General features: G+C 47.7%; 21 protein-coding genes and 1 other RNA gene. 9 read left to right on the plus strand and 13 right to left on the minus strand.

Annotated features, from left to right (window positions below):
* Nucleotides 1-44: 44 nt before the first annotated feature.
* The 8 genes from dnaN to DXT99_RS04675 form a co-directional block, all read right to left on the minus strand.
* Nucleotides 45-1,169 carry a DNA polymerase III subunit beta gene (gene dnaN / locus DXT99_RS04645; RefSeq protein ID WP_115564354.1) on the minus strand — a complete coding sequence of 375 codons (1,125 nt, stop codon included), beginning with the start codon at nt 1,167-1,169 and terminating at the stop codon, nt 45-47.
* A 107-nt stretch (nt 1,170-1,276) separates the two neighbouring features.
* Nucleotides 1,277-2,968, minus strand: a complete 1,692-nt coding sequence (gldG, locus tag DXT99_RS04650) for a gliding motility-associated ABC transporter substrate-binding protein GldG (RefSeq protein WP_115564355.1) — start codon at nt 2,966-2,968, stop codon at nt 1,277-1,279.
* Nucleotides 2,962-3,690, minus strand: coding sequence for a gliding motility-associated ABC transporter permease subunit GldF (gene gldF / locus DXT99_RS04655; RefSeq protein ID WP_115564459.1), 729 nt, complete (start codon nt 3,688-3,690; stop codon nt 2,962-2,964). Before gldF ends, gldG begins: the two co-directional genes overlap by 7 nt.
* A gap of 105 nt (nt 3,691-3,795) precedes the next feature.
* Nucleotides 3,796-4,707, minus strand: coding sequence for a gliding motility-associated ABC transporter ATP-binding subunit GldA (gene gldA / locus DXT99_RS04660; protein WP_115564356.1), 912 nt, complete (start codon nt 4,705-4,707; stop codon nt 3,796-3,798).
* Between the two features lie 386 nt (nt 4,708-5,093).
* On the minus strand, nt 5,094-5,417 hold the full coding sequence (locus DXT99_RS27855) for a phosphoribosylanthranilate isomerase (protein WP_317048116.1): 324 nt from the start codon (nt 5,415-5,417) through the stop codon (nt 5,094-5,096).
* Nucleotides 5,378-5,752, minus strand: a complete 375-nt coding sequence (locus DXT99_RS27860; protein WP_317048117.1) for a hypothetical protein — start codon at nt 5,750-5,752, stop codon at nt 5,378-5,380. The genes DXT99_RS27855 and DXT99_RS27860 overlap by 40 nt, the downstream gene beginning before the upstream one ends.
* A gap of 61 nt (nt 5,753-5,813) precedes the next feature.
* Nucleotides 5,814-6,533 carry an outer membrane beta-barrel protein gene (locus DXT99_RS04670; RefSeq protein WP_181885029.1) on the minus strand — a complete coding sequence of 240 codons (720 nt, stop codon included), beginning with the start codon at nt 6,531-6,533 and terminating at the stop codon, nt 5,814-5,816.
* A gap of 139 nt (nt 6,534-6,672) precedes the next feature.
* Nucleotides 6,673-7,380, minus strand: coding sequence for an SDR family oxidoreductase (locus DXT99_RS04675; protein ID WP_115564358.1), 708 nt, complete (start codon nt 7,378-7,380; stop codon nt 6,673-6,675).
* A 113-nt stretch (nt 7,381-7,493) separates the two neighbouring features.
* Between DXT99_RS04675 and DXT99_RS04680 the strand changes: the two genes are divergently transcribed.
* Together DXT99_RS04680 and DXT99_RS04685 are read left to right on the plus strand one after the other, a co-directional pair.
* Entirely contained in the window at nt 7,494-8,225 is a 732-nt protein-coding gene (locus DXT99_RS04680; protein ID WP_181885030.1) for an MlaE family ABC transporter permease, read from the plus strand.
* Between the two features lie 33 nt (nt 8,226-8,258).
* Nucleotides 8,259-9,041, plus strand: a complete 783-nt coding sequence (locus DXT99_RS04685) for an ABC transporter ATP-binding protein (protein ID WP_115564359.1) — start codon at nt 8,259-8,261, stop codon at nt 9,039-9,041.
* An 89-nt stretch (nt 9,042-9,130) separates the two neighbouring features.
* On the opposite strand, the gene DXT99_RS04690 is transcribed toward DXT99_RS04685, so the two are convergent.
* The 4 genes from DXT99_RS04690 to DXT99_RS04705 form a co-directional block, all read right to left on the minus strand.
* Nucleotides 9,131-10,435 carry a NupC/NupG family nucleoside CNT transporter gene (locus tag DXT99_RS04690; RefSeq protein ID WP_115564461.1) on the minus strand — a complete coding sequence of 435 codons (1,305 nt, stop codon included), beginning with the start codon at nt 10,433-10,435 and terminating at the stop codon, nt 9,131-9,133.
* Nucleotides 10,436-10,538: 103 nt separating this feature from the next.
* Nucleotides 10,539-11,147 (minus strand): bifunctional nuclease family protein, encoded by a 609-nt coding sequence (locus DXT99_RS04695; RefSeq protein ID WP_115564360.1) that lies wholly within the window; start codon nt 11,145-11,147, stop codon nt 10,539-10,541.
* A 13-nt stretch (nt 11,148-11,160) separates the two neighbouring features.
* Entirely contained in the window at nt 11,161-12,135 is a 975-nt protein-coding gene (locus DXT99_RS04700; protein ID WP_115564361.1) for an electron transfer flavoprotein subunit alpha/FixB family protein, read from the minus strand.
* Between the two features lie 3 nt (nt 12,136-12,138).
* A complete protein-coding gene (locus DXT99_RS04705; RefSeq protein ID WP_115564362.1) occupies nt 12,139-12,879 on the minus strand; it encodes an electron transfer flavoprotein subunit beta/FixA family protein in 741 nt (246 codons plus the stop codon).
* Between the two features lie 66 nt (nt 12,880-12,945).
* Between DXT99_RS04705 and DXT99_RS04710 the strand changes: the two genes are divergently transcribed.
* The gene (locus tag DXT99_RS04710) at nt 12,946-13,278 is read left to right on the plus strand and encodes a tetratricopeptide repeat protein (RefSeq protein ID WP_115564363.1); all 333 of its coding nucleotides are present in this window, start codon (nt 12,946-12,948) and stop codon (nt 13,276-13,278) included.
* Nucleotides 13,279-13,485: 207 nt separating this feature from the next.
* On the opposite strand, the gene DXT99_RS04715 is transcribed toward DXT99_RS04710, so the two are convergent.
* Complete coding sequence (locus DXT99_RS04715) at nt 13,486-14,562, minus strand: cobalamin B12-binding domain-containing protein (RefSeq protein ID WP_115564364.1); 1,077 nt, start codon at nt 14,560-14,562, stop codon at nt 13,486-13,488.
* A 256-nt stretch (nt 14,563-14,818) separates the two neighbouring features.
* Between DXT99_RS04715 and DXT99_RS04720 the strand changes: the two genes are divergently transcribed.
* The 6 genes from DXT99_RS04720 (at nt 14,819) to DXT99_RS04745 (ending at nt 20,731) form a co-directional block, all read left to right on the plus strand.
* Nucleotides 14,819-15,538: an SDR family NAD(P)-dependent oxidoreductase gene (locus DXT99_RS04720; RefSeq protein ID WP_115564365.1), complete on the plus strand. Its 720-nt coding sequence runs from the start codon at nt 14,819-14,821 to the stop codon at nt 15,536-15,538.
* A gap of 44 nt (nt 15,539-15,582) precedes the next feature.
* On the plus strand, nt 15,583-16,884 hold the full coding sequence (locus tag DXT99_RS04725) for a cryptochrome/photolyase family protein (RefSeq protein WP_115564366.1): 1,302 nt from the start codon (nt 15,583-15,585) through the stop codon (nt 16,882-16,884).
* Nucleotides 16,885-16,910: 26 nt separating this feature from the next.
* Nucleotides 16,911-17,813, plus strand: a complete 903-nt coding sequence (locus tag DXT99_RS04730) for a DUF2279 domain-containing protein (protein ID WP_115564367.1) — start codon at nt 16,911-16,913, stop codon at nt 17,811-17,813.
* Between the two features lie 165 nt (nt 17,814-17,978).
* Nucleotides 17,979-18,929 carry a Smr/MutS family protein gene (locus DXT99_RS04735; RefSeq protein ID WP_115564368.1) on the plus strand — a complete coding sequence of 317 codons (951 nt, stop codon included), beginning with the start codon at nt 17,979-17,981 and terminating at the stop codon, nt 18,927-18,929.
* A 207-nt stretch (nt 18,930-19,136) separates the two neighbouring features.
* Nucleotides 19,137-19,517, plus strand: an RNA gene (gene rnpB, locus DXT99_RS04740) — RNase P RNA component class A.
* Between the two features lie 218 nt (nt 19,518-19,735).
* Entirely contained in the window at nt 19,736-20,731 is a 996-nt protein-coding gene (locus DXT99_RS04745) for a hypothetical protein (RefSeq protein WP_115564369.1), read from the plus strand.
* Nucleotides 20,732-20,780 lie beyond the last annotated feature (49 nt).

Raw genomic sequence — 20,780 nt, forward strand, 5'->3', positions numbered from 1 at the left:
TTTCTTTGTTATATGATAAGTATCATAAACTTATGTATCCCTACTTAAACGTAATTGTTAAGCATAACCGGCATTACAAGCATCAAAACGTTCTCGCTGTCTTCGTTCACGATTGGCATCAGCAAACCAGCACGGTTTGGCGTGGAAAGCTCGAATGTAATCTCATCAGAATCAAGGTTGTTCAGCATCTCCATCAGGAATTTAGCATTGAACCCGATTTCCATGTCCTCTCCTTCGTACTGGCAGGTCAGGCGCTCATTGGCTTCATTGGAGAAATCAAGGTCCTCGGCAGAGACATGTAATTCAGAACCATTCAGTTTCAGACGTATCTGGTGCGTAGTTTTGTTTGAGTAGATAGAGATACGCTTTACGGAGCTTAAGAGGTCCTGACGGTCTATTACCAGTTTGTTCGGGTTCTGTACCGGAATAACATTCTCGTAATCAGGATAACGCTCATCAATCAGGCGGCAAATCATTCGGATATTGTCGAAGCTGAAGAAAGCATTGGACTGGTTGAACTCCATGCGTACAGCCGTGGCCTCTGAAGGTAGTGTAGACTTCAGCAGCGTGAAAGCTTTACGCGGTATGATAAGAGACGCTTCCTGGGTTGTTGCCACATCCGTACGGCGGTAGCGCAGCAGGCGGTGACCATCCGTAGCCACGAAGGTAACGCTGTCAAAACGCAGCTGCACGAAAATACCCGTCATAGCCGGACGAAGTTCGTCGTTACTTACGGCAAATATTGTCTTGTTGATAGCTCTTGCCAGTGCGTTAGATGGAATCTCAATGGCATTGGCCCCCTGCACCACTGGCACACGCGGAAAATCCGTCGCATTTTCGCCAGACAGTTTGTAGCGGCCGTTCGAAGAGCTAATCTCAATGGTATAGGTCTCTTCGTCGATGGTGAACGTAACCGGCTGGTCAGGCAGGTTTTTCAGCGTTTCCAGCAGAATCCGGGCAGGAGCGGCAATACGTCCGTTCTCCTTTGCCTCTACCGGCAGCTCTGTGATCATGGATGTCTCCAGGTCACTTGCTGTGATGGTGAGGGTGCTGTTGTTAATCTCGAATAAAAAGTTCTCGAGAATTGGCACGACCGGGTTGTTGGTAACCACTCCGTTGATGCTGGATAACTGCTTCAGAAGCGCAGATGAAGAGACGATAAATTTCATTATTCTACCTATAATGTTATTCGGACAAAGTTATAAATATTTCGCATTTCTCCTACGCCTTTCGCAAGTCCTTTTTCGCGTCCTGCTGTATAAGAGGCCGATAAAATTTAGAAGCGTTCATATTTGCGCTTCCGCAGATAGTATCGGCCTACGCCAAATATACCCAACAGCACGATGGGTGCCACCAGGTTCAGCAACTGCCAATAGGTTTTCTCCTCCCGTACACGCACCCTATCCAGCGGCCGAAGCTCAATTTGCTTGCTCCGCACATTTATTAAACCCTCTGAGTCGAGCAGGTAATGAATGGTATTCATGGCCAGGTCTCTGTTCGCAAAGGTAATGTTGTTATAGCGGTCGAAGCCCAGTTCATACGCCTGCCCTGTCCGTGGGTTGACTTCGTTACGCACCAGGTCACCGTCTGAGAAAACGGCAATTTTGGTGGGCACCCCCTGCTCCTTCACTTGCGTGTCCTGTACTCCTGCCGGGGCCCGTCGGTTGCGGAACAGGGATGTAAACGCCCCCTCCAGCAGATAACCGACAGGCTGCGGTCCTGCCTGGAACAGTTCCGGGTTCACTTCCATACGGGCTTCTTCTAAAGTGATGGGTACAGGAGGCTCCAGCACTCTGGAATAGGGTGAGGTAAACACCAGCGGTGTCTTCGTGATTCCTTCCGCTCTAACAGTATCGATGGTGCCCACAAACCGGGTATAAACGGCATCCAGGTTGCGGGTTATGGGGTGCTCGCTAAAGTTATTCAGCAACGGGAAAAAGCGCCAGTTAATCATCTCCGTCTGAGGCCTGTCACCTGCATAGCCTGTTACCATGGGTATGAATCCTGAGTTCAGATCCATGACCAGCGTTGGGTTTAAGCGTACGCCATAGCGGAACATCAGGTCATCCAGGCTGAGGTTATAAGGCACAGCAAACATGCCTCCTGCACCAACGCTATCCATGTTCGCGTTCAGGGCATCCACAAAGAAGACAGCTTTGCCGCCATTCATTATAAACTGATCAATTTTGTACTTATCAGCCTCCGTAAACTGGGAAGTAGGTTTTGCCACGATGATCAGGTCGAGACCCTGTAACGTTGGAATCTCCCTTAACTCTCCCCGCGCCACCCGGTAATACTCCTGCAGAGACCCTAGTAGGTCGGTTACCTGCTGCATCTCCAGCTCTCCCTGACCGGTGATATAGCCAATCACTTTATTGCCCTGGAAAGCCACTTTACGGATAGCACTCGCCAACTCATACTCCACTCCTTCCACCGATTGGTTCAGGCGCTCATCCGGCGAGGCGGCCAGGTTCCCTCTTAGCAGGTTTACAGCTGTCTCTTTGCCATTATACCGGACTATAGCCCCCGGAAACACCAACCGCTCTACCTGCTTGCCTTCTTCTGTTGCTCTTAGATTAGTAGGATTGATGCCTTTCTGAGCCAGGTTTGTAATAAATTCTGTGCGCTGCTCCTGATCAGATATCTCGTTCGGATCTATAAAGTTAAAGCGCAGGTTGCCACCGGAATAAATTCGGAACTCATCCAGCGTCTCGCGTACTGTCTGCTGCAGGCGTTTAAAACCAGCGGGGAAATCACCCTCCAGGTATACATCCACCACTACTTCGTTGTCCAGGCTGCCCAGCATCTGTTTTGTAACCGGGGCGATGGTGTATCGCTTGTCCTCTGTAAGGTCTAGACGGAAGAAAAAATTAGCCGCCAAAACGTTCAGCAGAATGATGCCGGCTACCCAAGCAATAAACTTAAGGATATCGCTGCTACGCCTGCTCTTATTTTGCACTGTTACCATTTTCTGCTTCTTAAGACAAGTTTAGTAGCCAAAATCATGATAGCGATGACGCTCAGGAAGTAGAGTACATCCCGGGAATCGACAAGACCTTTGCTGATGGAGCTATAGTGATAGGAAATGCCTAATTGGCTGATCAAATAACTGTAGCTGCCCCACACCGGCATGGACGCAATCAGGTCGAAACCGGTGTAGATGATGTAGCATAGAAAAACGGCAATCACGAAAGAGATAATCTGGTTGTCTGAAATGGAAGAGGCAAACACGCCAATGGCAGCGAATACACCCGCCAGGAAAATTAAACCAAGATATGACCCTACCACTGCCGCAGAATCGACGTTGCCCTGCGGGTTGCCTAACTGATACACTGAATAGTAGTACAGCAAAGTAGGGAGCAGCGCGAACAAGGCCAGCAGCAAGGCTGCGAAATATTTACCCAGTATTAATTCCAAGTCAGCCAGTGGCTTAGTCAGCAGCAGCTCAATAGTTCCTTCACGCTTTTCTTCGGCAAACGTACGCATGGTAATCGCCGGAATCAGGAAAAGGAACAGCCAGGGCGCCATGTTGAAGAGCGTCTGTAAATCGGCAAAGCCGTATTCCAGCACACTGCTTTCCGGGAAAACCCACATAAACATCCCAATCGCCACCAGGAAAACCGTGATGACAATGTAGGCGATAAGCGAGTTAAGAAAGCCGTTGAATTCTTTTTTAAGTATGGAGAGCATTTCGTTTAATTCTGAATTCTGAATTCTGAATTCTGAATGTGGGGCCATTAAAAGTGAGGCTTCATGCATTCATATCATTCTGAATTCAGAATTTCTAATTCATCATTACTTCGTGAGTTGTTGGAATATTTTTTCGAGGGAATTTTCTTCCTGCCGTAGCCCCACCAGCGGCCAATTTCGTTCTGCTGCTATCCGGAAAACGTTGGAACGGATATCAGCATCCCTGCGGGAGGTTACACGGTAGGTATGGCCAGCGGCAGGCGCTACACGCAACACACCCGATATTGTTTGCAGCACTTCCACCTCTACCGGTTGCTCAAACTCCACCAGCGTCACCTTTTCGGTGCTCTGATCCGCCTGCAGGCTCGCCACATCACTGTCGGCTACCAATTTGCCCCTGTTAATAATCACGACACGGTCACAGATGGCGGCTACCTCCTGCATAATGTGTGTCGAGAAGATAACGGTTTTGTTTTGACCGATGCGCTTGATAAGGGAACGGATCTCAACAATCTGGTTCGGATCAAGGCCGGTAGTCGGTTCATCCAGGATCAGCACCTGCGGGTCGTGGACCAGCGCCTGTGCCAGCCCCACCCTTTGGCGGTAACCTTTGGAAAGCGCACCTATTTTCTTGCCCTGCTCTAGTGCCAGGCCACATAATTCTACCATTTCCTGTACCCGTGCTTTTGCAATTTTGCCCTTCAACCCGTATACAGAGGCCACAAATGCCAGGTATTCGTGCACATACATATCCAGGTAGAGGGGGTTGTGCTCGGGCAGGTAGCCCACAATGCGTCGCACCGCCATCGGGTCCTGCACCACATCGTGGCCATTCACTATAATAGTACCCGCACTGGGCGGCAGATAACAGGTGGCTATCTTCATGGTCGTGGACTTACCGGCACCATTCGGCCCCAGGAAACCTAGGATCTGCCCCTGCTCTACTGTAAAAGATATATCATCCACAGCGTGCTGCGCACCGTAGATTTTAAAAAGATTCTTTACTTCAACAGACAATGTATATTGTTCTAGTTATTAATAGGTTAACAATTTATATGTATTCTAAACCCTGAGAAAATGCTTCAGAGCTTAAGTATCCTGCCCATCTTCAAAATCAAAAAGCCAATCTTATAATCAGAAGGAAGTCCGCACAAAAAGCAAGTAGTAAAACAGTAGCAGTTAACAATACTTTTTTTCTATTTGGATCATGTGCATCCTCTCATTAAGTTAATCCTGATCCGCAAAGCTACAAAAGACGGGCCATTTTATACTTAGTTCGTGCGCTTACCTTTTGGTATCAGTCGCCGAAAACGATGTTGACGTGATGGTAATTGAAGAATAGTAAAGGCCGCATCGTATTCGGGCTAGCAGAAACAACCTACTATCATTTTCCAAAAGCTAATTCAGGCCTTCTCAATGACTTGAAAAAATTTCTCCAGCTTGTAGAAGTCCAACTGACCATTGGTCCGCACGCCACTGCAAAGATCAATACCGAATGGCCGCACCACCTCCAGGGCCTCTCTTACATTGGCTGCATTCAGCCCACCTGCCAGAAAAACAGGCTTACTAACGCTCTCACAAATCCTCCGGCTGATAACCCAGTCATGGATACGGCCGGTACCGCCTAATTCCTTCACTTCCAGGTTAGGGTTTCCGGAGTCTAAGAGTATAGCATCTACCTGCTCCGCTACACGCTGCGCCTCCTCCACCGATGCTTCTCCCTGCACATGCACCACCTGCACCAGCTTAACGCCCGCACAGCCGCCCTGATCTGCTGGTAAGCGCCTACTGGCAGGGCATCCACAAACTGCAGGGTATTCGCCTGTGTGCGTTGGTGGTGCTCTATAATACTTTCGACAGCAGTACTGGAAGTGAGCAGGAAGGTAGCTACAGGCGGAGGTACAGTCATCACGATCTCTTTGATCCTGGCATCTGGAATTACACCTGGTCCGCTGGGCATTTCGCCGACCAGGCCCAGCGCATCCGCACCGGCAGCTATAGCCAGCTGCGCTTCCTGTACACTACTGATGCTGCATATTTTAACACGAGGCTTTATACGCATAACAACTAATTGGCTATCAGGATATTGAGATAAAACAATTCAACATAAACTATAGATTTAATTATAGCCTATACAGCAGGCCAAGGCGCAAGACTCGGGAATATAACTCCGGATTACTCCCATCATATCCCCTCAAGTAGTTAGTGAACCCATGGGCGTAACTGGCACTAAAGCCAACGTGATGGTAATATGCCGTAACACCCACACGTGCTCTTACATCTGTTTCAGGAGTGTTCCTTTCCCGATCGACGGAGTAAGTTGTGCGGTCCGCTGCTGTAGCCTCTCCTTTTTCGCTGCTACCCAAACCAATTCCTATATCCGGGCCTAGGAGTAGATCAAGGTCTACTGTTCCGGCTTTCAATCGGTAACCGAGGTACGGATACAGGTTAAGGAACTCATTCCTGGTAGTTGCCTTTCCAGTGGCTTCCTTTCTTTCTAAGTAGCTGCTGTTTGGCATGTCCAATACATAAACCTCGTTGATGCTCACCCTGCTACGCAACACTTCAGCCCCTGCCTGTGCACCTATCAGTAAGTTGTTGCCGCTTACCCGTTGCACATGTAAGTGCGCGCCATAAGAGAGAGCAAATTTCTTCCCGTATGGGTTAGCGGTTTGATTCCAAGAGTTGTCGAATGCAAAGCAATTCATGACTGTTGTTCCGGTGGCTGATTTTCCTCCAAATGCTGATACTCCGGTATGCAGCTGCCCTGCGAACTCTACCTTCTGCCCAAAAGAACTGGTAGCACAGACCAGACACAGGAAAAGTACTTGAAGTGTTTTCATAAGCATCAGATAAAGTATTGAATATCAATCAAATCAAAAACACCAATTATAGAAAAACATGAGATGCTTTATACTTCCATGGCTCCCACACTAATAGCAGTGCAATGCAGCCCTTTTCTAGTATTATTCTTCAGCTTTACTACAAATCTCCTAACTGCGGCCTGATAAGCAATTCTTCTACCACACTATTCTCTGATAAGGTATAGGCATTGAACATGGCCATGGCTACATCCTCCGGCTTTATGAAACGCTCTGGTGGCAGGTCAACACCTTCCCAGCTGGCTGTTAGCGTAGCCCCCGGAAGTATTGCCGTTACCCGTACGTTGTGTTCTTTTAGTTCCTCGCGCAGCACCTGGCTCATCCCATACATGGCAAACTTTGATATGCAGTAAGACCCGCCGTTTATGTAGGGGGTGATACTGGCAGTAGAGCAAAGATTGAAGATGTGCCCGGAGCGGCGCTTTATCATATCCGGTACTATTCCTTTGGTTATATAATAAGCACTGTAAAGATTCGTTTGTATCATGAACGGCAGCGCCTCATCGTCTTCCTCCGTAATCTTACCTGGTATAAATAAGCCGCTGTTGTTCACCAGCACATCCACTTTCACGTTCAGTTTCTTTACAAAGTCCAGAAAAGACCGCAGGGACTTGCCGTCACTCAGGTCGGCTTCCTGAAATAAAACTTTCGAAAAAGTGTATTTCTGCTCTATCTCCAACTTCAACTTTTGCAAGTCCTTTTCGTTTCGGGAACAGGTAATGATATGAAAGCCTTCTTTGGCGAACTGTTCAATAACGGCTTTGCCAATCCCTTTTGTACCACCTGTTACCAGAATGTATCGTTGCATAAATATTTATAGTTTAGTATGTTTTGCAATTTTGTACGTAATATAGGTATTTAACAGTATTTTTGTTTAAGATCATCTGGAATAGCATGATTTAACCAGCTTCAAAACCCTTTATGCTGCAACACTTCGGAAAATATTTACTCTTTATGTCCAGCCTCCTCTTTCGTGGAGAGTCGCCCCGTATATTATTTAACCGGACGATGGATGAAGCTATTTTAATAGGCATCAACTCTATTTTTATTGTTGCCATTGTATCTACGTTCATAGGCGCGGTAACAAGCGTGCAAATATCATATAACCTGGATAATGCCTTTATACCGCGCTCCACTATAGGCTTTATGGTGCGCGAAATGACACTCTTGGAACTGGCTCCCACCATCACCTCTATTGTGCTTGCCGGTAAAGTAGGTTCCAGTATTGCAGGTGGCCTGGGAACCATGCAGATAACAGAGCAGGTGGATGCGCTTGAGGTAATGGGCATAAACTCTACTTCTTATCTCGTGCTGCCTAAGGTAATTGCCGCAATCCTTGTTTTCCCGATGCTTGTCATACTGGCCATGTTTTTGTCCATAGGTGGCGGCTTCATTGCCGGCGTACTTTCTGGAGAAATTACACAGCAGGAATATATCTCCGGTATCCGCAGCGACTTTATACCTTATAACATTTTGTTCGCTCTTATAAAGTCGGTTGTGTTTGCGTTTCTTGTCTCCTCCATTTCCTCTTTCAAAGGGTATTATACCTCAGGAGGTGCCTTAGAAGTAGGAAAGGCAAGCACAGGAGCCGTGACAAACAGTGTAATTGCCATTTTAATTGCCGACTTTGTCCTGGCAAACCTGCTGCTTTAAGATGACAAGCGGCTCTATTAAGCACATATTACGATGATAGAAATACATAACATACATAAATCCTTTAATGGTGTAAAAGTACTGGATGGCATTAGCGGTGTTTTCGAGACAGGTAAAACAAACCTGTTGCTTGGCGCCAGCGGCACAGGTAAAAGTGTACTGCTGAAATGCATTGTGGGGTTGGTGAAGCCGGATATTGGCAGCGTTACTTTTGACGGCACTTACTTCACTAATAATAAACTCGGTATTAAGCAGGAAATTCGCCGCAAGATAGGCATGCTCTTCCAGAGCTCTGCTCTTTTCGACTCAATGACGGTGGAGAAGAACATCGAGTTCCCGCTGAAAATGCTGGGAGATATGGAAAAAGATGAGCGCATAGATCGGGTAAATACAGTTTTAAAGCGCGTTGGCCTGGAGGGTGCAAACAAGAAAATGCCATCAGAACTAAGTGGGGGTATGAAAAAGAGAGTAGGTATAGCCCGGGCTATTGCCCCACACTGTACCTATCTGTTTTGCGATGAGCCCAACTCTGGCCTGGATCCCTTAACAGCTTTAAAAATAGATGAACTTATAAAGGAAATCACAGAGGAGTATGGCATCACCACCATTATTGTAACCCATGACATGAACTCTGTAATTGAAATCGGAGATAAAATATTCTTTCTCTATAAAGGCAAAAAGCTATGGGAAGGCACCCGCGACGCTATCCTTGATACAGATGTAAAGGAGTTGAATGAGTTTATCTTCTCGAACCGCCTAATGCGCGATGCTAAAAAAATAGAGGACGAAGAGGAAGAAACAGAAAGCAACCGCTAACAATATCATGTGTCATATCTTTTGATACACTCCAAGTAAAAGGGCTCCCGCTATCAATGTGGGAGCCCTTTTACTTGGAGTGTAGTTATTTATATAGCGTAAAGCATGCCTGACACAGTTGCTGTCATCATACAGGCTAAGGAAGCGCCTAGTAAAGCAAGAAAGCCAAGTTTAGACAGGTTGCCCTGCTGGCTTGGTGCCATACTTCCGATACCACCAATTTGTATAGCAATAGAACTAAAGTTAGAGAAGCCACAAAGCGCGTAGGTAGACATCACAATTGCCTTTGGTGATAAAGTGCCGGCAGCCTTCATTTCAGCCAGGTCCAGGTAAGCCACAAACTCATTAATAGCCGTTTTCTGGCCAAGCAAGCTTCCGACCTGTAAGGTATCAGCCCATGGCACGCCCATAATAAAGGCGAAGATCCTGAAAATCTGGCCCAGAATATACTGAAGTGAGAAGCCTTGAAAGCTGCCATTTGTGCTCGCTACCACCCATTCATTCAGCCCGGTCCAGTCACCAACTAGATCGGTTAGCAGGTAGTTGACAAGTGCAATAACGGCTATAAAGGCCAGCAACATACCTCCCACGTTCGCAGCAAGCCTTAAACCGTCAGCGGCTCCACGGGAGAGGGCATCCACTAGGTTTACACCTAACTGCTCTTCGTTTACCTCCAGCTTAGTGGTAATCTTTTCCGGCTCAGTCTCGGGCACCAGGATTTTAGCCAGTACAATACCTGCCGGTGCATTCATGATAGAGGCTGTGAGCAGGTGCGCCGCAAAAATAGCCTTCTGAGCAGGATCATCCCCACCCAAAAAAGCGACATACGCCGCCAGTACTCCACCCGCAAGGGTAGCCATACCACCAGTCATCAGGCACATCAGCTCAGAGCGCGTCATAACGCTGATAAAAGGCCGAACAAGCAACGGCGCCTCCGTCTGCCCCAAAAAGATATTCCCGGCAGCAGACAAGCTCTCAGCCCCTGAAAGCCGCATACCTTTGGACATAACCCAGGCAATACCCCATACTATCTTTTGTAAAATACCCAGGTAGTACAGCCCGGAGGAGACAGTGGAGAAAAAGATGATCGTAGGGAGTACATTAAAAGCGAAGATATAACCCAAGCCGCCATTTTCTGCAGGATTGGCAAGGTTACCGAACAGGAATTCGGCACCAGCCTGAGAGAAGTCAAGAAAAGTAACGAAACCGCGGCTAACAATCGCAAAGCCATCTGCCACCAGGGGCACCTGTGTCACCAAAACCCCGAAAAGTATCTGAAGAAAAACACCAAAGCCTACCAGCTTCCAATCAATGCGTTTCTTTTGTTTTGAGAATAGGAAAGCAATGGCTAATAAGAGAGCTAAACCGATAACTCCTCTAATAATATCGTACATGCTGAGGGCCAAAATTTGCCAAAAGTAAGCCTTATAACTCATAAAACAAAAAGTCCCGGACCATGCAGGTCCAGGACTTTTTCATCTAATACTTTATATAAAATCAGTTTCGCTTGTTCAGCTCGTCTCGTATCTTGGCGGCCCGTTCATAATCCTCTTTCTCGAGGGCCTCGTTTAACATCTTATTCAACTCATCCACAGATGTTTGATTAAGGGGCTCTTTGGAACTGGAGCTCGATGACGTGGAAGACGAGGTGCTTTTCACAGTCAACTCATCGCTTTCATCTTCGTCCTCTTCCAGGTCGCTCAAAATAATCCCTGCCTCCGACAGCACACTCTCTACAGTATAAATCGGCACTCCGAAGCGAAGCCCGATGGCAATAGCATCCGAAGGACGTGAATCCAGCTCAAACTCCTTTGTACCATCCGTGCACATGATCTTGGAGTAAAAAACCCCTTCCTTCAAATCAGATATCAGAATCTCTGTGATGGTGACATCCATCTGCTCGGCAAAGGTTTTGAACAGGTCGTGCGTGAGCGGGCGGTTCGGGTTTATCTTCTCAATCTGAATAGCGATAGACTGCGCCTCAAACATACCTATGATGATAGGCAACCTCCTGTTTCCCTCTTTTTCCCCAAGTACAAGTGCAAATGAGCCCGTCTGTGACTGGCTTGATGAGAGACCAAGTATCTCTAACTGAATTTTCTCCACAGTTTATATTATTCTATTTGTCTAAAGCCTTGGCGGCTTCTATTAATTTCGGAACAACCTCAAACGCGTCGCCTACTATGCCGTAATCTGCGGCTTTAAAGAAGGGCGCTTCAGGATCCTTATTAATAACGACAATTACTTTAGAAGAGTTAACCCCTGCCAGGTGTTGTATGGCACCAGAAATACCAATGGCAATGTAAAGGTTAGGGCTCACGGTAATACCTGTCTGGCCCACGTGCTCATGATGCGGTCTCCAGTCCATGTCAGACACAGGCTTGGAACAGGCCGTAGCAGCACCCAGCTCTTTGGCCAGATCCTCTATAAGGTGCCAGTTCTCAGGGCCTTTCATGCCGCGGCCACCGGAAACCACAATCGCTGCCTCTGGCAGCAGCACACCGTCTGTCTCCTGCATCACCGTTTCTTTCGGCTTCTCTGAGAAATCAGCATCCGTTAATTCAGCAGAAATGTTTTCTACGGTTGCGGTACCTCCCCCGGATGTAATGTCGATGGAGTTTTTCTTAATGGCGATTATTTTCGGGTCAGCGGTTAGCGCCACATCGGCAAGTGCTTTGCCTGAGAACACCCCGCGCGTTACAGTAAAGCTGTCTCCCTCTATTTTTGGAAGTGCTGTTACGTTGGTGGCCAGCGATCCGTTTAACCGCACGGCCAGCTTGGCACCGATGGCAGCCCCGATATTAGAATTAGAAAAAACCAGCACTCTGGCATTTTCCTGCTCCACCGCTTTGGCAATTACCTTTACATAAGCGTTCGCTACAAACTGGCTCAGGCGCTCATCACCGTCATACAATACTTTACTGATCCCCTGCTCGCCCAGCCGGGCCAGGGCATCTTCCTTCACCTCGCCGATAGCAACGGCAGTGACAGTAGTACCCAGTTGCTGTGCCACCTGGCTACCATAGGTTGCAGCCTCCAGCGAGGACTTCTTGACCTCTCCGTTAAGACCTTCTACAAATACTAATACAGACATATCTTATAGTACTTTAGCTTCGTTTCTCAATAATTTTATTAATTCTCCAGCATTCTCAGGATCAATCATCTTCACCCCGCCTTTTTTCTCAGGCTTGCTGTAATTTACGTAGTCCACTTTGGTGTCGGCGCCTGTTGGCTCCACTACTTTAAGAGGTTTGGTGCGTGCCGTCATAATACCGCGCATATTCGGGATACGGGGCTCAGACATAGGCTGTTGTGCGCTTGCTATAAAGGGCAGCTTCACCTCTACCACCTCTTTCCCTCCTTCAATTTCACGCTCCAGCCGGGCCGTGCTGTCGTCCAGCAGGTCAAGCTTAAAGGCGGGCACCACTGCGGGTATGCCCAGCAGCTCCCCCACCATGTTGTGCACCTGAGAACCGTTGAAGTCAATGGACTCCTTCCCCATCAGGATAACATCATAGCTGTTCTCTTTCGCTACGGCTGCAATCTGCTGCGCAACAAAAAAAGAATCTTTCGGGTAGGCATTTACACGTATGGCATCGTCTGCGCCAATAGCGAGAGCTTTGCGAATGTTGGGCTCTGAATCGGCCTCTCCTACGTTTAATACTGTTACAGTGCCACCTTTTGCTTCTTTCAGCTCAATGGCTCTTGTCAGCGCATACTCATCCCATGGATTTATCACATACTGCACGCCAGTTTTGTCAAACTCCTTGTTGTCAGCTGTGAAATTGATTTTGGATGTAGTATCCGGTACGTTACTAATGCAAACTAATATTTTCATGGTTAGAAATGTTAGCTTTTTAAATTTAGATTTGTGCGAAGTTAATTAAAATATAGTCAATCCGAAATGAACGAAAACAGACTGGAACAGCTCTTCAAGTTTCTTGAAGACGACCCAAACGACCCTTTTACATTGTATGCCATTGCCACTGAGTACCGCCAGGCTGATAAGGAAAAAGCGCTCAATTATTATGAGCGGCTGCTGGCAGAACATGAGAACTATGTCGGCACCTATTACCACGCTGCTAAGCTATACGAGGAGTTAGGGCAGAACGATGTAGCAGAACAGACTTACAAAAAAGGAATGAAGATTAGCCGGCAAGAGGGCAACCTTCATGCTTTCTCTGAACTGCAGCAGGCATACAACAAAATGATGGGCCTTGATTATGAGGATGATTAATCCCCTATCCTTCTTCCTTACATCTCATTTACTCAAATATAGTATGCATGCAGCATAATTCCAAATCTATACTTTAGAACTGATATAAGGTAAAAAGGTTGCTGATTTCCTTAAATGAGGGAAAATGAGCTGATGAAGTTTAATTTTGTATAGCAGGCGGCAAGGTGCTGAGAAGCGTGCAGCAGCAGTACACGGCAAAAAATGGCATCAAGCTGTACCGGAAGCTTCTGAAACTAGCCTGTTGGCCTGTTCTAAAGCGTCTGAAGCGTCATTAGCATAGCCGTCTGCTCCTATCTCTTTCCAAAGGCCTGGTGCAATGTTAAATGGATGTCCTCCTACCATAACCTTTATATGCTGTAGGTCAGGATCAGTGTGCATAGCCGTGATAAGCTCCGTAATGGCGTGTAAGTGATACGTCATGGTGGCAGACAGAAGCAACAGATCAGGCTTTTGCTCGTGCAGTGTTTTGATGATGCTGCTTTTAGGCATATTTGCTCCCAGATAATATGTATGCCAACCTTCCATCTCCAGAAAATCTGACACCATCCGGATGCCGATTTCATGCATGTCGCCTTCGACACAGGCAGCTACCACTTTATGGTGGTTTTTCTCTGAACCCACAACTTTATAGTAAAGCTGCGACATGATGAGTTGCGTAGCTGCGGAGCAATAATGCTCCTGGGCTATGGTAAGCTTGTCCTGCTGCCACAAACGCCCTATCTCATACTGCACCGGCTGGAACACATGCATATAAATAGCCTTTACAGAGGTACCCGCATCCACTTCGTCCAAAATAAGCTTACTTGCCGCACCACGGTCCCCTTCCAGCAGGAGATTCATGTACTGTGAGGCCAGGCTGCTCAGCGGCGCATCCTCCTCCAGGTAAGAAGACTGCCGCGTCACCTTCTTTTCCAGTTGCAGCAGAGCACTGTTCATGTATTTAGCTGCAATCACATAATTTTCTATTGGCAGGCGCTGCGCCAGAATTTCTTTCACGCAGTTCAGGTTTACAGCCAGGTCACTGGCTGGTATATTTCGTGCTGCCAGTTTTTCCTGTGCCCATGCAACGTAGTTTTTGAACAAAGCCTGGCTGGAGGCAAGTATTGCTTCAGACAGGTGTGCCAGATGGTCACGCACACCCTGCAGACTCGCAGTGCGGCCTGCTTTACCGTATTGCGCTTCGAGCTCCGGTCTCTGCTTAAAGAATAATTCTGTAGCAGCTGTGGCTATGTCCAGCTCCTCATCGGATATTTTCTCCGCCGTCTGCTTCTTCACTATTCCCATCCAATAATTTTATCTTTAACCACGCGTACTCACAAGTACCTCTAGTACAATAATTTTTTTATGCAGCACCCGCTTTCATGCCTTTCTTATCTCATGAAACGAGGCTCTCTATCATCATTCGCAAAAATGCATTAGGATACAATCCTGTAGCTACGAGAAATATATTTTATAGGGTTATGGATATATTGAGATAACAATTACTCCATCGGCGGGTTAAGACTGAACTAAAGCTTGTTCAAAAGAAATCCAGCAAATCATGACATTCAAAGATAAAAACATACTGGTTATTGGAGGAACCTCCGGTATTGGTCTCGAAACAGCCCGCCAACTGAAAGAAAAAGGTGCAAACGTGATAACGGCATCCCGAAAGAATGCTGAAGAAGCTGAAAGTGCAGGCCTGCAGCACATCGTATTAGATGTCATGGAACTCGACAGCAATCTTACGGCACAGCTCCCGGATGTACTGCATGGTTTGGTTTACTGCCCTGGTACTATAAAGCTGAAGCCTTTTGAGCGCCTGCAAATAGCAGATTTCAGAAACGATTTTGAGCTGAATGTGCTGGGTGCCGTGCAGGTGCTAAGGGCAGTTATACCCTTACTTAAAAAAGCAGAGGGAGCCAGCGTTGTATTATTCAGCACGGTGGCAGCGCAACTCGGCATGCCTTACCATGCTTCCATCGCCACCGCAAAGGCAGCTATAGAAGGATTAACCGTTGCGCTGGCCGCAGAGTATGCCTCTGCACAAATTCGCTATAATGCTGTGGCTCCTTCACTTACAGACACCCCGCTTGCCTCTTCCCTGCTTAGCACCTCCGATAAAAAGGAAGCAGCCGGAAAGCGCCACCCGCTAGGCAGAGTAGGTCAGCCACAGGATATGGCACAGGCCGCCATCTTTCTTTTATCAGATGATTCAAGTTGGATGACAGGCCAGGTGCTGCACGTAGACGGCGGCATGAGTTCGGTGAAACTTATTTAAATTTATTCCATAATTAATTTCTAACCTATCATACCTCCCATCAGATGCTGCTCTTCTGGTTCCGTCGCGACCTCCGCCTGCACGATAATGCAGGCTTGTACCATGCTCTTGAAACCGGAAAACAAGTACTACCCATTTTTATTTTTGATACCGAAATATTAGACAAGCTCAGCAACCGCCGTGATGCCCGGGTAGACTTTATTTATCAATCCATAACAAACCTGAAGAAGCAGCTGGAAAAAGAAGGCAGCACCCTGCTTGTACGGTATGGGAAACCCACAGAAGTGATAAAGGAGTTGCTGCTGGAGTATGAGGTGGAAGGTATCTATACAAACCGTGATTACGAGCCTTACGCACGAGAGCGCGATGAGGAGGTAAAGGCGCTTCTAAAAGAGCCAAGCCTTGATTTCATACGTTTTAAGGATTCCGTTATTTTTGAGCGCAGCGAAATATTGTCTTTAAGTGGTACGCCTTACAAAGTGTATACCCCCTACAAAAAGACCTGGAAGAAAGCCTTTAAAGAAAAAATGGCAGCGCCTTTTCCCTCTGAGCAACATCACGATAAGCTCCTGTCCCACCACAAAACACCACTGCCAACGCTCCAGCAAATGGGCTTTGAACCTGCTGACATACCCACACCAGATCCTAACCTGGCCGAGGAGGTATTGCACCGTTACGAGGATACCCGCAATCTACCTGCCCTCGATGCCACCACACGCTTGAGCCCGCACCTGCGGTTTGGGACGGTAAGTGTTCGCGAAGCCGTTCTGTTAGCGCTACAGCACTCTGATACCTGGCTGCAGGAGCTCATTTGGCGTGAGTTTTTCATGCAGCTGCTCTTTCACTTCCCGACGTCTGCCCAGGAAAGCTTCGCTCCTAAATTCAGGCACATTGCCTGGCGCAACAATGAAGAGAACTTTCAGCGGTGGTGCGAAGGCAAAACAGGATTTCCTTTAGTAGATGCTGGTATGCGCGAACTGAACAGTACCGGCTTTATGCACAACCGGGTCAGAATGGTAGTGGCTAGTTTTCTGGTGAAAGACCTGCTCATAGACTGGCGCTGGGGAGAAGCCTACTTTGCAGAAAAGCTCCTGGATTATGAGCAAGCAAGCAATGTGGGCAACTGGCAATGGGCAGCAGGCACAGGCGCTGATGCCCAACCCTATTTCCGCATCTTTAACCCTGATAACCAGGTTAAAAAATTTGACAAGGCCCACACCTACATCAGGCGCTGGGTGCCAGAATTTGGAACCTCAGCTTACCCGGAACCCATGGTAGTCCACAGCATGGCCCGCGACAGAGCCATTGCGGCTTATAAAAAGGCTATTGCTTTGGCCGCAGGGTAAGGAATCAATTCTGTATCTTTGAGCTGATGCTCCGGAAACCACTGTTTGCGCTCCTACTCGCCCTGCTCCTACTGAGCAGGCAAAACCTAGCTATAGCCCAGGTAAAACCGGACACCACCACCGCCAATACTTCCCGGCTGATTGCCATGGGCGCCACCTTTGCCGCGGGTTATACTGCCATGCTAGTGTCGCTGAACAACTCCTGGTATTCAGGAGAGCGTACAAGCTTTCACTTTTTTAACGACAACAGCCAATGGAAGCAGGTAGACAAGGCGGGGCATTTCTGGGGTGCTTTCCAAGAAAGCCGTGCGGGCATAGACATGCTGCGCTGGGCAGGGGTGCCGGAGAAAAAAGCGATTCTCCTCGGAGGACTTACAGGCATTGTCCTGCAAACCCCCATCGAGGTTTTTGATGGCTACCAGCCGGAGTATGGCGCCTCTGCAGGAGATTTGATTGCCAACACAGCAGGCTCTGCCGCTGTAGTAGCACAGGAACTGGCCTGGGGCGAGGTGCGCCTCATGCCTAAATACTCCTTCCATACCACCCGGTTTGCTGCTGTACGCCCCAATGTGTTGGGAAACAGCCTGGCAGAACAGGCCCTGAAAGACTATAACGGGCAAACATACTGGCTTTCTGTGGATATGGGTGCCTTTCTGAAGCAGGAAACAAAATACCCGAAGTGGCTGAATATAGCCGTAGGCTACGGTGCAGAGGAGATAGTGTATAACCCGGAAGGCGCCAACAGTGCCAGCGGTTTTGATGCACACCGGCAGTACTACTTAAGCCCTGACCTAAACCTGATGCACTTTAAAGGCCCAAGTAAATTCCTGAATACTGCTTTATATGTGCTCAGCATTATCAAAATACCTGCTCCTGCCCTGGAGTACAACCGAAAAAATGGTTTCAGGATGCACGCGCTGTACTTTTGATTTTTCTGGCTTTGATATTCTGAACCAAGAGTAAATTTACACATTCCCCGAACCCACGGCACGGGACTCGATAAATCCGTACCTTTGCATGTATATAATTCGTCTGCTACCGCAATACATCCTTGCGCTGCAATGAACGAACAAGAATAAACGAACAACAAGAACATGAACGTAGGAGACCGCGTGCGCCTGATGTCTGGCCGTGAGGAAGGCATCATTACCCGCATATTAGATAATAACATAGTAGAAGTAGCCATCGACAACGACTTTACCATACCTGTTGCCCGGCGGGAGGTGGTGGTCATTGCAAAGGAGGAGGCAACATACCTTAAGAATGACCCGGAGATAAAGCCAGTTGCCAAAAGAGAAACTTCAGCACCTGTTCTGGCAGCACAGGGAATTTACCTGGCCCTGGTGCACCAGTCAGAAGAACTGTTAGCTGTTACCATCATCAACAATTTAGACCACGATGTGCTGTTTACCTCCGGCGAAGAACGTGAGAATAAATACCGTGGTCTTCAGAACGATAAACTGGCACCGAAGACAACCCGTGTCATCACCCATTACCATCTGAAGGATTTTGAGAAATGGCCCGGCCTGCTGGTGCAATTCATACAACACCGCAACGGCAGCCCCACTGTGTATGAACCTGTCACGAAAAAGGTGCAGTTCAGAGCCAACTCCTTTTACAAGAGCAAGAAAACCGCGCCTGTGCTGAATAAGGAAGCTTATCTGTTCCAGCTCGACCAGAAGCCTGTTGCCGTCGATACAGATAAAATTACGGAGCAACTGATTGATGCAACTGCCAAGCATGAAAATTTTAAGCTGCAGGCACCGGACCATGAGGTAGATCTGCATATCGAGAAGCTGGTAGAAGACCACAGTGGCATGAGTAATAGCGCTATGCTCAAGCTGCAACTGGAACACTTCCAGGACAGCTTGGACAGGGCCTTAGCTGCCAATATGCACGAGATTGTGTTTATACATGGTGCTGGCAACGGGGTGCTTCGCAAGGAGCTTCAAAAAGTTCTCAGCCGCACACCCGGCATTAAGTTTTTCGAAGACGCCCGAAAAGAGAAATTCGGCTACGGAGCCACTTTGGTAAAACTGAAATAGTTTTACCAGTTAGAGAGTTAGAGAGTTAGAGAGTTAGAGAGTTAGAGAGTTAGAGAGTTAGAGAGTTAGAGAGTTAAGGTTTACTGCTTTTGCCTGACTGAGGGTTACACTTCAAGTCTAGAATTTTAACTTTCTAACTTTTTAACATCCAAACTTTTTAACTGATAAATGTGTTAGCTTTGCAGTACAGACAGTACAAAAAGCATAACAGCAAGCCATCTTATCGCTGCCCCTTTGGGGGGAGAGGAAAGTCCGGGCAACGCAGAGCATCCTACTTCCTAACGGGAAGGGTTCCGGGTAACCGGGATACAGCCAGTGCCACAGAAAATAACCGCCAGCAGCAATGCTGGTAAGGGTGAAAAGGTGCGGTAAGAGCGCACCAGCGGCTGGGTGACCAGTCCGGCTGGGTAAACCTTAGGAGTTGAAAGACCAAATAGGCTGACAGTGCCTCGCTTCGGCGGGGCTAAGGGCTGCTCGTCCGATGTCAGTGGGTAGGTCGATGGAGCCTGTGCGCGAGTGCAGGCCTAGATAAATGATAAGATCCCGATTTATCGGGAACAGAACCCGGCTTACAGGCTTGCTGTTTTTTTGTACCCTTTCTCTTCACTTCTCTCCTGACACAGTTATTACATAAGTAAATCAACGGCTGCTGGGCCTGAAGAAAAAATCTTCTCCCTCATGCTTGCTGCTCTTCTGCCACAAAGCCTGTTTAACATATTATACCCACTAATGTCGCAGTACCTGTACATACATTCGGAACTCGATGCTCCTCTTGTTATCTTTGTGGCCAGAACAGATACAACCCCATGATTGACCTGACACTATACGACCCGTTCGAGAAAATGCAGTTTTCTGATAAAAACTGCTTCCTCTGCGGCACCATTATCACGCCCGACCACCGCACACCTGTTTTCGCTGAATGGCTTCAACAAAAATACGGTCTAAAAAACAAAGAACTTTTGCTACTGGATAAAAGCGTCACAACCTTTGATCAACTCACCATCCCCTGCTGTGACCGCTGCCATACACATTACCTGTTACCGCTGGAAGCAAAAGTAGAAGAGGCAGCAGCAAAGGGTATAGAAGGCATGAGAGCATTGGAAGCACAGGAACTTTTCCAGTGGATTGGCAAAATGTACTATGGCACCCTTGTCACTGAACTTATCAAAGAAACAAGTCCGCTCATTATGCCGCAATATGCGGTAAGCGAAGACCCGCTGATGCTAGGCAAGTTCAGAGCTTTCTTCCAGGTGCTGCAATCGTTGCGGGTACCCATGGTATTTTCTGATTTCCTGCCTTGTTCGTTGTTCCTCTTAGAAATAGACCCAGCTGAAGACGAGCTTCCATTTGAGTACCAGGATGAACTCACCACCATGTCTTTCAGCATTAAGATAGGCACAGTCGCGGTTGTCTGCACCCTTTTAGACAATGGCATCATCCGTTCAGCAATGGGCAGGTTATACCAGCTCACACAGGGAAAAGCTTTGCACCCCATTCAGCTGGCCGAATTTAAAGCACGCGTATTTTATGCCGCCTACATATTTAATGTAGTGCCGGAGTATTTTGTGCGCCCAGTGAAGCCGGAGGATGACCACCTGGTGCTTGACACGCTGATTGACGACATCACCAATGAGATCTTCAACCCTTGGGAAATGCTGGCCTACGCCCATATGTTGGAAGAGATGCTAAAGCCCTGGAACATTCGGGAACAGGAGATTCTAAAGAACCCAAGGCAGCCGCTCAGCTTCCTGCTCGATGAAGAAAACAATTTTAAAGAAATGAAACACTACCAGAAGCCATAATCAAGGAAGCTCAAACAGAAGATGCGGCTGCAAATATTTGCAGCCGCAT

This window comes from Pontibacter diazotrophicus, from assembly GCF_003367245.1.
Taxonomy (GTDB): Bacteria; Bacteroidota; Bacteroidia; order Cytophagales; family Hymenobacteraceae; genus Pontibacter; species Pontibacter diazotrophicus.